The organism is Providencia sp. PROV268 (genome assembly GCF_028477805.1).
GTDB classification, from domain to species: domain Bacteria; phylum Pseudomonadota; class Gammaproteobacteria; order Enterobacterales; family Enterobacteriaceae; genus Providencia; species Providencia stuartii.
In genome coordinates this window covers 170,679-184,165 of record NZ_JAMPLW010000012.1, presented here as the reverse complement: position 1 = coordinate 184,165, position 13,487 = coordinate 170,679, and the positions used below count along the sequence as shown (strand labels likewise).

Sequence of the window (13,487 nt, the reverse complement as noted above, 5' to 3'; positions counted from 1 at the left end):
TTCTGCTATTTCATTTTGAGTTTATGCTACTATAAACGTCATTTTCAGGTCACTGTACAGGTACAGTGGCATCAAATCTAATCATTTGCCGGAGTTGTGGCATGTCGAGCCGTATTCTTGCTGTTGATACAGCAACAGAAGCATGTTCAGTCGCATTGTTATGCGATGGAGAAATTATTTCGCGTTTTGCCGTTTCGCCTCGAGAGCATACACAAAAAGTGTTGCCAATGGTGGACGAGGTATTATCCCAAGCGGGGGTCACTTTAAACCAATTGGATGCGTTAGCGTTTGGTCGTGGACCGGGGAGTTTTACGGGCGTTCGCATCGGGGTCGGTATCGCCCAAGGGTTAGCACTCGGCGCCAATTTACCGATGATCGGTGTTTCATCATTGATGACACTGGCAGAAGGGGCATATCGAACGCAAGGACATGAGCAGGTTTTGACGGCGATCGATGCGCGCATGACAGAGGTATATTGCGCTCAATATCAGCGTACAGCAGAGGGCATATGGCTCGGTGAGGATACCGAAGCTGTTATGGCGCCGGAGCTATTTAGAGATTCAATCGCTCAGTTGGCAGGGCAATGGAGCCTAGCAGGAACAGGTTGGCAAGCTTATCCGCAATTAAAAGACAGTGCGCTTTCGTTGATTGAGAGTGGGATCACATTGCCAGCGGCACAAGATATGTTACCGATTGCTGAACGTTTATGGCGTGCGGGTCAGGTACAAGCCGTCGAAAACGTTGAACCAACATATTTACGTAACGAAGTGACGTGGAAAAAACTGCCGGGTCGTGAATAGGTATATTTTTTAGATTGGCTATGCTTATTTTATTGTTAAGTTAGGCATAGCCAAGTTCTGTTTTACGCTTTTTTCCTACCAATATTTACTGTCTTAAATGGATGTTTTTTTAATTCGATGATTAAAATTAGCATCGAGACTCATCAAGCCTTATTTTATCAGTCTATAATTGAATTATTCGTGTATTTATCTCTCAAAGTATTGAACATATCGTGTTATGTTAGTTGATATTAATGTTAATCCTTGCCGTCTGAATTTATAATTAAAGCTAAATGGAGGTGGTATATGGGTATAAAAATTAACAGCCGTTCGACATTTAAAGCGGTTTTATTTGTCGGCATATTAACGTTAACGGGGTGTGTGTCGATCCCAGCCTCAATTCAAGGCTCGTCACCTAATCCAGCGGTTAACTTATCGTCAGTACAAAATGCGCCTGAAATGTATATTGGGCAGGAAGGGCGTTTTGGTGGGAAAGTAATCTCTGTTTTTAATCAGCCTAATAAAACGCGATTAGAAATTGCCGTGATCCCACTGAATAAATATGATGCAGCACCAGAATTAAATACGGCATCAACTGGTCGTATTTATGCCTTTGTTAATGGGTTCCTTGACCCTGCTGACTATAATGGTCGTTACATCACAGTGGTGGGTAAAATTACCGGAGAGCAGCCTGGTAAAATTGGTGATATCCCCTATAAGTATGTCACGTTAGACGTAACGGGTTACCAGCGTTGGAATTTAGCGCAAAGTGTAATTTTGCCGCCACCAGGCCCGTGGGGTTATGGGTATTACGGAAACCCTTATTACTATAACCATCCTTGGGGTTACGGATATGGCTATGGTTATGGCTATCCGGGGGGCGTTGCTCCAGTACAAACCTATTTAACCGAATAAAATGAGAAGTGAAAGGCTATTTATTCGGCAATGAGCTTAGTCAGTTTATTTATTAGGTTTATACGTGGGAAATATGTTAATTTTTCCAAAAATGATTCAAAAAAGTGTATTATTATGATATCTACACCAGATATCGTTCTGGAATAACATACTAAAACGAAATAGGCGGAATAGTCCGCCTATTTTTGTTTCGAAGGAATGAAATTTATTTAGTGATAGACCTCTCAACCTTAGCACAGGGTATTTTTCAAACTGGTACGCTGAGTTAATAATTTGTTAAAAGAGTGTTTGAGTTATATTACTATACTAAAATTCAGGAGTCATACTTTGGAAAAAATCTGGCTGAAAAATTACCCAAGCGATGTGCCGGAAGAGATCGATCCTGATCGCTTTGCTTCTTTAGCAGAGTTACTTGAAAATTCGGTTTCGCAATATGCTGACCAACCTGCATTCATCAACATGGGTGCGGTGATGACTTATCGCAAGTTAGAAGAGAGAAGTCGTGCTTTTGCCGCTTACCTACAAAATGGGTTAGGGTTAAAAAAAGGCGACCGCGTCGCGTTGATGATGCCTAACTTGCTGCAATACCCGATAGCTCTATTTGGCGTTTTGCGCGCGGGGATGGTTGTCGTCAATGTTAACCCACTTTATACCCCAAGGGAGCTAGAGCACCAGTTAAATGATAGTGGTGCAACGGCCATTGTCATTGTGTCTAACTTTGCTCATACCCTTGAAAAAGTGGTGTTTAATACCAAGGTTAAGCACGTTATTTTAACTCGGATGGGGGATCAACTCTCTCGTCCGAAAGCGACATTAGTGGATTTTGTCGTCAAGTATGTTAAACGGTTGGTGCCTAAATACCATTTACCAGATGCTATCTCTTTCCGACGTGCGATGCATTACGGTTATCGTATGCAATATATCAAGCCAAAGATCAATGGCGATGACCTTGCGTTCCTTCAGTATACCGGAGGGACGACAGGGGTAGCGAAAGGGGCAATGCTAACGCACCGTAATATGTTAGCGAATATCGAGCAAGCTCGAGCGGCTTATGGTCCGGTATTAAAAATAGGTTCAGAATTTGTTGTTACGGCACTACCGCTCTATCACGTCTTTGCTCTTATGGTAAATTGCTTCCTGTTTATTAATGTCGGGGGGGTGAACTTATTGATTACTAACCCTCGTGATGTGGCAGGTACCGTTAAAGAGCTAGCACGTTATCCGATCACTTCGATTACGGGTGTTAATACCTTATTCAATGCATGGTTACATAACGCAGAGTTTCAACAACTGGATTTTTCTAAACTCAGGTTGACGGTTGGTGGCGGGATGCCTGTTCAAAAAGTAGTTGCTGAAAAATGGCAAAAACTGACTGGGAAGCATTTATTAGAAGGGTATGGATTGACGGAATGTTCGCCACTTGTCACTGGAAACCCGTATAATCTGACGGCTTATAGTGGTAGTATCGGGTTACCGGTTCCATCAACAGAAATCAAGCTGGTTGATGATGATGGAAATGAGGTTGCACTTGGGGAACCAGGGGAAATGTGGGTGAAAGGTCCACAGGTGATGAAAGGGTATTGGAACCGCCCTGATTCAACCGCGGAAATTTTACATGATGGCTGGTTAGCGACGGGGGATATTGCTGAAATAGACAGTGAAGGTTATATCCGCATTGTCGATCGTAAAAAAGACATGATCATCGTTTCGGGCTTCAATGTCTATCCAAACGAAGTGGAAGATGTGATTTCATCTCATCCTGATGTCGTAGAGTGTGCCGCGATTGGTGTGCCGAGTACGAGTACAGGGGAGGCAGTTAAAGTCTTTGTTGTTAGTAGTAATCCTAATCTAACGTCAGATGATCTGAAAACATTTTGTCGCCGCTCATTAACCGCCTATAAAGTACCTAAGTTATTTGAGTTCCGAACCGAGCTACCAAAATCGAACGTTGGTAAAATATTGCGTAGAGAACTACGTGATGAAGAGAAACAGCAAAAAGATAAATCAACAGCGTAACGTTGTCATATCGGTTTGCACCCCTATGAGTAACGCCGGTTTTTACCGGCGTTACTGTGATGAGAATATAAAAAGAGAAATTTGTTTTGAATTATCGTTTAGTTACAACTGATAGCGAACTTGCACAGGTATGCCAGCAGGCGAGTGAAGCCGATTGGTTGGCATTGGATACCGAATTTGTCCGTACTCGAACTTACTATCCACAATTAGGTTTGCTACAGCTTTATGATGGAAAACAAGTTTCACTGATTGACCCGTTATCTATTAGCGACTTTTCACCGTTTAAAGCCTTACTGACAAATAAGAGCCTCACTAAGTTTTTACATGCCGGTAGTGAAGATCTTGAAGTGTTTTTGCATGATTTTGAGTGTGTGCCTGAACCGATGGTCGACACACAGGTTATTGCAGCCTTTTTGGGGTATCCAATCTCCTGTGGTTTCGCTTCTTTAGTTTCTGAATACTTAGGCATAGAGCTTGATAAGAGTGAATCTCGAACCGACTGGCTAGCGCGCCCCTTAAGTGAAAAACAGTGCCAATATGCGACGGCAGACGTGCTTTATTTGCTGCCGTTAGCCAAGATCCTGATGCAGAAAGTGGAAGAGTCAGGCTACCTTTCTGCTGCGCTAGAAGAGTGCCAAAGAACGGTTGAACGCAGACAAAATGTGACTGATCCTGCATTAGCTTACCGTAATATCACCAATGTTTGTCAGTTAAAGAATGAGCAATTGGCTTGCTTGCAAATGCTGGCGGAATGGCGGCTAAATCAAGCAAAAGCGCGTGATATGGCGATTAACTTTGTGGTTAAAGAGGAGCATCTTTGGAAAGTGGCGCGTTATTTACCCGGTTCATTAGGTGAATTAGACGCATTAGGGCTGACGGGACAAGAGATCCGCTGTCATGGAAGGCGGTTACTCAGTATTGTTGAAAAAGCCAAACAGATGGATGAGAGTGAATATCCCCCTACAGTGGCGAATTTGAATGAGCAACCTCAATATAAAACGTTATTTAAAGAGATAAAGAGTGTTGTTAAAGAAATTGCAGAGCATGAGAAATTCAATGCGGAATTGCTTGCTTCAAGGCGGCAAATAAACCAGTTGCTCTCGGTACATTGGGGGATCAAATCTATCCCTAATCAGCCTGAATTACTTGATGGTTGGCGAGGAAGAATGCTTGCTGAGCCAATTACAAAGCTCCTTCAACAAGCGCGTTAATGGCCTATTTTCACTCCTAGGTTTGCTAGGAGTGAAATGTTAACCTTTTACCTAGTGAATAGTGACGGCACTTAAGCGTTGAATAGCTCACCCACTCATTAATCAATCGATTTATTTACTGCACTGCTACGGTTTCGACAGAAAGTTAACTATCGGCAGAGGCGTATCGGAGAGTTGGGGGATTTTGTATTTCTTTTGGCAATAGACACCCAAACCACATAGAACAAATATTCATTCCATTGATGATTATTTAAATTCAATTGGTTGAACAAATAAAAAAGCAAGCCGCTATTTACAACTTAAAAACAACGGCTATTTGCTATGATTATTTTTCAGGAGCCTTGATTTCATCACCTTCCGGTAACGTAACGTTGAGTTCAAGTACTGAGATATCATCACCTTTTTGTTCGAATTGTACAGAAAGCATCTCAGGGTCAACTTGCACGTATTTACAAATAACCTGCAAAATATCTCTTTTCATATCAGCAAGATAAGGAGGTTCACTATCACCGCGGCGACGTTCTGCAACGATGATTTGCAATCGCTCTTTTGCGATATTTGCTGTCGACTTTTTTCTCGACAGAAAGAAATCCAATAAAGCCATTATTTACCCCCCAAATAGGCGTTTCAAGAAACCTTTTTTCTCTTCTTCAATGAATCGGATAGGGCGCTCTTCACCTAAAATACGGTCAACACAGTCACTGTATGCCTGACCTGCATCAGATTCTGCGTCTAAGATGACCGGTTCACCTTGGTTTGATGAACGTAGAACAGATTGGTCTTCAGGGATCACACCAATTAATGGAATACAAAGTATTTCCAGCACATCTTCCATGCTTAACATATCACCACGCGTCACACGACCCGGGTTATAGCGGGTTAATAATAAGTGCTCTTTGATAGGATCGAGCCCTTTTTCGGCGCGGCGTGATTTAGAGGCGAGAATACCCAAGATGCGGTCAGAGTCACGAACAGAAGAAACCTCAGGGTTCGTGGTGATGATCGCTTCATCTGCAAAGTAAAGTGCCATTAATGCACCACTTTCAATACCGGCTGGGGAGTCACATACGATAAAATCAAAAGACAAGTCATTACTTAATTCGTCGAGTATTTTTTCAACGCCTTCACGTGTCAGTGCGTCTTTGTCACGAGTTTGTGATGCTGGCAGAATATAAAGATTCTCGGTGCGTTTATCTTTAATCAGTGCCTGATTTAATGTGGCATCACCTTGAATGACGTTAACGAAGTCATACACTACTCGGCGTTCACATCCCATGATCAGGTCGAGGTTACGTAGACCGATATCAAAATCGATCACAACCGTTTTTTTCCCTCTTTGAGCTAGGCCTGTAGCTATGGCCGCGCTTGAAGTGGTTTTACCGACGCCACCTTTACCAGATGTAACAACAATTATGCGTGCCATGAATAATTCCTTGTAAATAAGGTCTAAATTAAGTTTTCAATATTTAATCTGTTGTCAACGAGACAAAGTTTCGCTGCTTTGCCGAGAAATTCAGACGGGATCTGATCACTCAGCCAATATTCACCTGCAATAGACACTAACTCTGCTTGCAAGTGGACACAAAAAATTTGGCTTTCCGTATCGCCAGAAGCACCTGCAAGTGCTCGGCCTCTCATTATGCCATATATATGAATATTACCATCTGCCAACAATTCTGCACCTGCACTCACATTACTTGTTACGATGAGATCACTATTTGGTGCATAAATTCGTTGGCCTGAACGAACAGGGGCATTAATAATTCGTGTTTTCCGGTAATTAAACTCAGGTTCGGCGGGAGTGGCTACCTCGACCGGTGTATGAACAGCCTTAGGTTGAGTATCAACGGCTTTTTGGCTTTTCCCCTCATTGAGAACCGGTAAGCCTGCATCATTGACTTTCTTACGTAGCAAAGGATCGGTACATCCGCTTATTCCGACAACCCTTAAGCCAACCGATATAATTGCTTTGTGAATACTGTATAAATCAGCATTTGTGGTTAAATCAGCAATGTTGATAACCACTGGCGCATTTTTAAGGAAGTCAGGAGCTTGACTAACCTTATCTTGTAGCGCTTTTTTGATGAGTTTGGGTTCTTCACTGTGTAAGTGAAGAACAGAAAGAGTAAAACTACTGCCTTTGAGTTCTATTGGCGACTGTGACATCTATCCGGGCTCAGCAAATTAAAATATCCGAAACAAACTTCGGGTGACGATATTCTGTAAAACAATAGCATGTTATAGTTACTACATTCTTCAAGCAAGCCAATGAACTAAGAAAAAGAGTTAAATATAATGATTTGTGCAATATATCGTAGTCCTAACCGTGAACAAACATATCTTTATATTGAGAAGAAGGATGATTTTTCTCGTGTACCTGAAGAACTCATGAAACAATTTGGTACTCCTCAATTTGCGATGACCCTTTCCCTTGCAAACCGCGACAAGCTGGCAAATGCAGACATTGAGAAAGTCAAAGCTGATTTAATTGAAGTTGGGTATTATCTGCAATTTCCACCTCCAGTTGAAAACCTACTCGCTGAATATCGAGAGTCTTACAGCGAATAAAATTAGGATAATACTTAGATGTTAATTTACTTGGGGAGGTGATGTGATAAAACCAACGTTATTATTTACTTTAATTAGCGGCCTATTTTTAGCTAGCTGCTCAGCAAAACAACCTATTTTGGTTACACCACAGGCTGAGCAAGATGCCATGATTGCAAAAGAGGTGATCGCGCTAAATAAAGCTTTTCCACTCGAAGAGCGTGAACCATCGCAATTCCCTGCTTATGTGGAGTTGTTAAAAGAGCATGCATTAGCTCAAGGTATTCAACCTGCAACTATTGAACGTGGTTTCGCCCATATTCATTTTATTGAACGCGTTGTTAAGGCCGATAAAGGGCAACCGGAAAAAAGAGCAACGGTGACTTTAGAAAGTTATCTCAAGAATGTGCTACCTGCATCACGCATTAATGCAGGCGCGGAAAAATATTGGGAAAATGAGTCACTCTTAAATGCGATTAGCCATCGTTATGGCGTACCGCCCCAATATATTGTTGCGTTGTGGGGGCTAGAAAGTGGCTTTGGTCGCTCCCAAGGTAAAGAAGATGTTATCTCAGCATTAGCTACGCTTTCATTTGAAGGCCGCCGTGAAGCATTATTCAGTAAACAGTTGCTGGCTGCACTGGAAATTATGGATAAAGGCTATATACCGGAAGAGCAGCAGTTAAAAGGCTCTTGGGCAGGCGCCATGGGCCAAAGCCAATTTATGCCGACGTCTTATTTATCTTATGCGGCGGATGGTGATGGCGATGGCAAAATGGATATTTGGAACAATAAGGCGGATGTGTTTGCCTCAATTGCCAATTACCTGTCTACGGAAGGCTGGCAGTCTGCACTACCTTGGGGCTATCAAGTGAGCCTACCTACCGACTTTGATAAGCAACTGGAAGGCGTGAAAGCAGAGCAGGGCAAAACGGTTGCACAGTGGGAGCAACTTGGCGTTAAACTCCCTGCATCTGCGCAGTTATCACCCAATTTAAAAACGTGGGTTGTTATCCCTGATGATCCGTTAGGGCGTGCATACTTAGTAACTGAAAACTTCCGCACGATCATGCATTGGAATCGTTCATATTACTTTGCTTTGAGCGTTTGCCTCATGGCTGATGGCGTTGCTCAAAAAATACAATAACGATAATAGGAGTTACAACTATGTACCAACATCGTGACTGGCAAGGTGCCTTACTGGATTTCCCTGCAAACAAAGTGGTTTGTGTTGGCAGTAACTATGCGAAACATATAAAAGAAATGGGCTCAGCACATCCCGAAGAGCCTGTGATTTTTATCAAACCTGAAACGGCATTATGTGACGCTAACCAACCGATTGTTATTCCAAAAGATCTTGGCTCTGTACACCATGAGATAGAATTAGCGGTTTTGATTGGTATGCCCTTAAAAAATGCTGATGAAGATAGAGTTTCTCGCTCAATCGCGGGTTTTGCTGTGGCATTAGATTTAACATTGCGTGATTTGCAGGCAAAATTTAAAAAAGCAGGGCAGCCATGGGAAAAAAGTAAAGCGTTTGATGGCTCATGTCCTATTTCAGGCTTTATTCCGGTTAATAACTTTGGTGATCCGCAAAGTGCCCAGCTTTCACTGGAGATCAATGGGGAAATTCGCCAGTCAGGCTCTACTCGTGATATGATCACGCCAATATTACCTCTGATTAGCTATATGTCTCGCTTTTTTACTTTGCGTGCGGGGGATATTATTTTAACGGGAACACCAGAGGGTGTCGGGCCGTTGACATCGGGTGATATGTTAAAGCTCTCAATTAATGACCACTCGTTAACGACTCGAGTGATCTAATGATATAGGATTGATAAGTATTATGTCTCAGCCTTTCTGGCAGGTAAAAACGTTAGATGAAATGACTGACGATGAATGGGAATCACTGTGTGACGGTTGTGGTCAGTGTTGTTTACATAAGCTGATGGATGAAGACACGGATGAAATTTATTTTACTAACGTGGCTTGTAATCAATTAAATATCAAGACCTGCCAGTGTAAGCATTATGAAGATCGTTTCAGTTATGAGGCAGATTGTATCAAGCTCAATCGCTACAATTTAGAAACGTTTGAATGGTTGCCACACACTTGTGCTTATCGTTTATTGCTAGAAGGTAAAACCTTACCTGCATGGCATCCTCTTAAAACGGGGTCAAAAGCGGCAATGCACAGTGAGCGGATCTCTGTTCGCCATATCGCGGTTAGAGAAAAAGATGTGGTGGATTGGGAAGACCATATCATGAATCGGCCAGTAGATAGAACATCATCTTAATCAGATAAGCTTGATTTAGCCAATATGTTTGAATAACGCGACAGCCCTATTTTATAGGGCTGTCGTATTTTAAAACAGTGACGTATTAAAATTCTTCATAAACAGCAGGATCTTGATTGCGTAATCGACCATTAGCAGAAGATAAGTTATTTATTGCTTGCATATCTTCCGGCGATAATTCGAAATCATAAACATCAATATTTTCAATTTGGCGTGACGAATGCGCCGCTTTCGGTATTGGTAATGCACCTAACTGTAAATGCCAACGTATGATAATTTGCGATACCGATTTATTATAGCGACTCGCTAAATTGAGTAAGGTTGGATTAGATAACACATCACCGGCACGACCTAATGGGCTCCATGATTGCGTAATGATCCCTTTAGATTGGTCATATTGACGCTGTTTGGCTTGATTAAAATTAGGATGCAGTTCAATTTGATTGACCACGGGAAGTATGCCCGTCTCTTTTTCTAATGTTTCTAGATGTTCGGGGAGAAAATTACACACCCCAATACTTCTGATTAAACCTGAACGTTGTGAATCGATTAATGCTTGCCAAGCCTCAACAAATGTTCCTCTTTTCGGATTTGGCCAGTGGATCAAATAAAGGTCAACATAATCTAAACCTAATCGAGCCACTGATTCTTGGATAGTGTGCATGGCATTATTGTATTGTTGGTGTCGGCCAGGTAATTTCGATGTGACGGTTATTTGATCTCTAGGAACAGAGCTATTTTTAATGGCTTTGCCGACAATACCTTCATTCTCATAATTAAATGCAGTATCTAATAAACGATAGCCATGTGATAGCGCACTTTCAATAACCCGAACCCCATGTAAACCTTTTAATGAATATGTTCCAAAACCAATTTGAGGGATTTGGAATCCATCGAGTAATTCATATGATGGGATCATAGTGTCTCCTGATAGATGTCAAAACTGTACCCAATATATCACCGCGTAAGAACTTATTTTGTCGATTTGGGCAGTAGCAATAACATCATGATGGCAATGACCAAAGCGCAAACCGTCAGTAACACTCGGTCAATCGCTAATACAATAGGCCCAGCAGTGGCCGTTAAGTTAAATGTTAATGCGATAGCGGTTAAACAAAATGTCCAATAGCCATAACGTTTCGCACCGATCATTAACATGGCGAATAACAATAGGCCCACTAAGGAAACGTGTAAGAGTGGGTTATTTGATAAACCAAGTAAAAGCCCCCCTACAGCAGCACCGAGCAGAGTGCCTGCACCACGTTGTTTTAGCCTTTGCCAAGTTGCTGTCCGTTCAGATTTCATCACTCTTAAACCAGCAGCAGGTAGCCAACAGGGATGAGAGCTAGGGAGCAGGGTTGCAAGAGCACTCCCGATGAGCGCAACGAGAACTATTGCCACAGAGAAGCGCTGTACTGCGGGAGTGCGCATATCAATTTGAGTTGTTGGTGCGGGAAGGTCATGACGGGGCAACAGAATATAAGCAATAATGACGCCCCAAAATGTACCGAGTGTAAATGCGATGCCATAAAATAAGCTACCCTGAGCGGGGACCTGACCAATTGATAGGAAATAAGCTAAAACGCCAAGGGCGATTGGTAAACGTAGATAGGTTGACCGCAATTCGGCATAGCCTTGAAAAAAAGCGCCAAGTCCAGAGCAAATAAAGAATAAAAGGCTACCAAGGGTGACATTAACACCGATTACCGCAAGAGCAGATAAAATGCAGGCTCCTTGCAGTAAAACATAAATAGGTTTTTTCGTGGGGAGTTTAGGAAATGACACAACTAATAAATATGCACCAAAAGAGATCAAAGTCCCTAACATGGGTTGCTTATAGAGGATAGCAATAAACCATGGAGCGATAACCCATAGAGAAAGTAAAAAGGCACTTCGGGTTTGGGGCAAAGAAATTGGCATTAGACGATCTCACCTTATAAATTAATCATATTCATACAGTGTATAAGTTGATAACTCAACGAATAACTTACTGAGAATTATTATAATTTTCCATCATCTCTATTTGAGCATCATTGATTGCCCCGCCAACCTATCACTCGGAAAATGACATAACTAGCGTATAGCAACATCAATATGCCACTCTGGTAGTCGTTTGTATTGCTATCTTCTATTTTTGTAAAATTAAGTAATTAAGACCTATCTTTTTCTTGAGTATGGCATGGTAAAGCCTCTAAAGGGAGGAGACCAAAATGCATCAAATGAAAACAGAAGTTGTGGTTATTAGACTCACTAAGCAAGAAAGAGCAGAGCTTGACGCTAAGAAAACTAAGCCCATTCTCTCAGACTGGTTAAAAGAGCTCGCATTTGCAGCCCCCGATAACCCAGACAATAAGAATATTGAAGGTAAACCCGCCTAGCGGAGTGATGATTTTATTCTCTACAAAATGGGCTTGCATGGTATATCTCGGTCAATAAAGGCGTTGAATGCAATTAACTTTATGGCTAATAGTAGGTTAATTGCATTCACTTAATGGAATGTAGCAGTTTAAGTCAGCAATTTTGTAAGGTGCTGTTAAAGAGGTTAACGGTAGTTTTAATTGATTGGTCGCTAACAATATGAAAGTAGTAACTTAACAACAATGTCGATTAAAGTTTGATCGGTGTGTGTAGTTGAAAGAGATCTAACTCTCACTTCTTACGATAACAGATATTCAATATACGATGTGTGCTTTATGTTATGGTCTAAATAAGTTGCATTAAACAGGCTTATTCGCTCCATTAATCTTGTTATCTTTAGATAGATTATTGCGCAAAGTGATCTAACTAACCTTAACTGAGCATCTTTTTTGTTCAGCGCTGGTGAAATAAAAAGCTATTTATACTCTTTAGGTGAGTTTTAGGACTATTCTTAAGGATGGTTTTGATATCTGAGTTAAGTCTCAATAGAGGGGAGGGTAAATTATTTTTTAACATTAGTTATCAAATGGTTACACATTTAAAAAAAATTGAATAGATCAAAAAATATGAAGAAAAAATGTGCATACATCAAATTAATTGATAACATTTACTAACAATAAGTAACCTTTGTTATTTCTTCATTAGCGCATTTTGGGTGCTAGGCAAGGAATAAAATAGCGAAATAAAAAGAACTTTTGAAATATAGTCAAATCACAAGTAATTATTCTACTTACTAGATCAAAATAAAGCCTATTACTTTCTGATTTATCGCTTAAGTTTTGCTTTTAATCTAAAAATACACCTTTATCCATATAATCATATTGTTTTACTCCTTACATGAGTAAATAATCCAATTATGATGCATTACCGTTATATCATAAATATATTCTCAAATGAGAATTAATTCCATCAATGAATAAACATAAAATTAATTTATATTATTTAAAACCCAAATATCATATTTAGACTAATATTTATTTTGAGTATATAAATTTAGAATAAGTAGTCACAATAAGGATAATCTTATTTAGAATAGTTTTTGCATTTATCTCTTTTATAAAATATCACTATAAGATCATTTTTTAGAATTTGTTAAAAACATAAAAATAAAAAACAAACAATCAATTTGATAAATTAGCGTAAAACGAGTAATACATCGTGTATATTCAATAAGGTTTTTCGATCAATAGCAGTTGTTTGATAGGCTAAGACTATTAAATTTTATTGTATCTCATGATAAAAACGATTTAATGTAATTTAAGTTTTTATGTATCCTCTCTCCGAAATCATATAGACCACGTTATG

The 13,487-nt window shown here is 40.6% G+C and carries 14 protein-coding genes; 9 read left to right on the top strand and 5 right to left on the bottom strand.

The window, feature by feature from the left end; all coding sequences use genetic code 11:
* Positions 1-101: 101 nt before the first annotated feature.
* The 4 genes from tsaB to rnd all read left to right on the top strand — a co-directional run bounded on the left by tsaB (position 102) and on the right by rnd (position 4,921).
* On the top strand, positions 102-800 hold the full coding sequence (gene tsaB, locus PR699_RS10745) for a tRNA (adenosine(37)-N6)-threonylcarbamoyltransferase complex dimerization subunit type 1 TsaB (RefSeq protein ID WP_004919503.1): 699 nt from the start codon (positions 102-104) through the stop codon (positions 798-800).
* 285 nt (positions 801-1,085) lie between these two features.
* Positions 1,086-1,694, top strand: a complete 609-nt coding sequence (locus PR699_RS10740) for a Slp family lipoprotein (RefSeq protein WP_004919506.1) — start codon at positions 1,086-1,088, stop codon at positions 1,692-1,694.
* 327 nt (positions 1,695-2,021) lie between these two features.
* Positions 2,022-3,710 (top strand): long-chain-fatty-acid--CoA ligase FadD, encoded by a 1,689-nt coding sequence (gene fadD, locus PR699_RS10735; protein WP_004919508.1) that lies wholly within the window; start codon positions 2,022-2,024, stop codon positions 3,708-3,710.
* Between the two features lie 86 nt (positions 3,711-3,796).
* Positions 3,797-4,921 carry a ribonuclease D gene (rnd, locus tag PR699_RS10730; protein WP_004919510.1) on the top strand — a complete coding sequence of 375 codons (1,125 nt, stop codon included), beginning with the start codon at positions 3,797-3,799 and terminating at the stop codon, positions 4,919-4,921.
* A gap of 325 nt (positions 4,922-5,246) precedes the next feature.
* Here rnd and minE read toward each other — a convergent pair whose 3' ends face one another.
* The 3 genes from minE to minC are packed head-to-tail and all read right to left on the bottom strand — an operon-like array spanning position 5,247 to position 7,087.
* Positions 5,247-5,525 (bottom strand): cell division topological specificity factor MinE, encoded by a 279-nt coding sequence (gene minE, locus PR699_RS10725; protein ID WP_004919515.1) that lies wholly within the window; start codon positions 5,523-5,525, stop codon positions 5,247-5,249.
* Between the two features lie 3 nt (positions 5,526-5,528).
* Entirely contained in the window at positions 5,529-6,344 is an 816-nt protein-coding gene (minD, locus tag PR699_RS10720; protein WP_004919516.1) for a septum site-determining protein MinD, read from the bottom strand.
* 23 nt (positions 6,345-6,367) lie between these two features.
* Positions 6,368-7,087, bottom strand: a complete 720-nt coding sequence (gene minC / locus PR699_RS10715; protein ID WP_004919519.1) for a septum site-determining protein MinC — start codon at positions 7,085-7,087, stop codon at positions 6,368-6,370.
* A gap of 129 nt (positions 7,088-7,216) precedes the next feature.
* Here minC and PR699_RS10710 point away from each other — a divergent pair, with 129 nt between their 5' ends.
* The 4 genes from PR699_RS10710 to PR699_RS10695 are packed head-to-tail and all read left to right on the top strand — an operon-like array spanning position 7,217 to position 9,764.
* Entirely contained in the window at positions 7,217-7,489 is a 273-nt protein-coding gene (locus PR699_RS10710; RefSeq protein WP_004919520.1) for a YcgL domain-containing protein, read from the top strand.
* Positions 7,490-7,535: 46 nt separating this feature from the next.
* Complete coding sequence (locus PR699_RS10705) at positions 7,536-8,615, top strand: lytic transglycosylase domain-containing protein (RefSeq protein WP_169342175.1); 1,080 nt, start codon at positions 7,536-7,538, stop codon at positions 8,613-8,615.
* A 20-nt stretch (positions 8,616-8,635) separates the two neighbouring features.
* Positions 8,636-9,292, top strand: a complete 657-nt coding sequence (locus tag PR699_RS10700; RefSeq protein ID WP_004919523.1) for a fumarylacetoacetate hydrolase family protein — start codon at positions 8,636-8,638, stop codon at positions 9,290-9,292.
* Between the two features lie 19 nt (positions 9,293-9,311).
* A complete protein-coding gene (locus PR699_RS10695) occupies positions 9,312-9,764 on the top strand; it encodes a YcgN family cysteine cluster protein (protein ID WP_088499444.1) in 453 nt (150 codons plus the stop codon).
* 85 nt (positions 9,765-9,849) lie between these two features.
* Here PR699_RS10695 and PR699_RS10690 read toward each other — a convergent pair whose 3' ends face one another.
* Positions 9,850-10,683 carry an aldo/keto reductase gene (locus PR699_RS10690; RefSeq protein WP_014658304.1) on the bottom strand — a complete coding sequence of 278 codons (834 nt, stop codon included), beginning with the start codon at positions 10,681-10,683 and terminating at the stop codon, positions 9,850-9,852.
* Between the two features lie 53 nt (positions 10,684-10,736).
* On the bottom strand, positions 10,737-11,684 hold the full coding sequence (locus PR699_RS10685; protein ID WP_004919529.1) for an FUSC family protein: 948 nt from the start codon (positions 11,682-11,684) through the stop codon (positions 10,737-10,739).
* Between the two features lie 290 nt (positions 11,685-11,974).
* Between PR699_RS10685 and PR699_RS10680 the strand changes: the two genes are divergently transcribed.
* The gene (locus PR699_RS10680) at positions 11,975-12,142 is read left to right on the top strand and encodes a hypothetical protein (RefSeq protein ID WP_004919531.1); all 168 of its coding nucleotides are present in this window, start codon (positions 11,975-11,977) and stop codon (positions 12,140-12,142) included.
* Positions 12,143-13,487 lie beyond the last annotated feature (1,345 nt).

What these genes read in the sequence shown, in the direction of transcription:
- minE (WP_004919515.1), bottom strand. Translation starts at nt 5,525, where the DNA reads ATGGCTTTATTGGATTTCTTTCTGTCGAGAAAAAAGTCGACAGCAAAT.
- tsaB (WP_004919503.1), top strand. Translation starts at nt 102, where the DNA reads ATGTCGAGCCGTATTCTTGCTGTTGATACAGCAACAGAAGCATGTTCA.
- minC (WP_004919519.1), bottom strand. Translation starts at nt 7,087, where the DNA reads ATGTCACAGTCGCCAATAGAACTCAAAGGCAGTAGTTTTACTCTTTCT.
- PR699_RS10680 (WP_004919531.1), top strand. Translation starts at nt 11,975, where the DNA reads ATGCATCAAATGAAAACAGAAGTTGTGGTTATTAGACTCACTAAGCAA.
- PR699_RS10690 (WP_014658304.1), bottom strand. Translation starts at nt 10,683, where the DNA reads ATGATCCCATCATATGAATTACTCGATGGATTCCAAATCCCTCAAATT.
- minD (WP_004919516.1), bottom strand. Translation starts at nt 6,344, where the DNA reads ATGGCACGCATAATTGTTGTTACATCTGGTAAAGGTGGCGTCGGTAAA.
- PR699_RS10740 (WP_004919506.1), top strand. Translation starts at nt 1,086, where the DNA reads ATGGGTATAAAAATTAACAGCCGTTCGACATTTAAAGCGGTTTTATTT.
- PR699_RS10685 (WP_004919529.1), bottom strand. Translation starts at nt 11,684, where the DNA reads ATGCCAATTTCTTTGCCCCAAACCCGAAGTGCCTTTTTACTTTCTCTA.
- PR699_RS10710 (WP_004919520.1), top strand. Translation starts at nt 7,217, where the DNA reads ATGATTTGTGCAATATATCGTAGTCCTAACCGTGAACAAACATATCTT.
- PR699_RS10700 (WP_004919523.1), top strand. Translation starts at nt 8,636, where the DNA reads ATGTACCAACATCGTGACTGGCAAGGTGCCTTACTGGATTTCCCTGCA.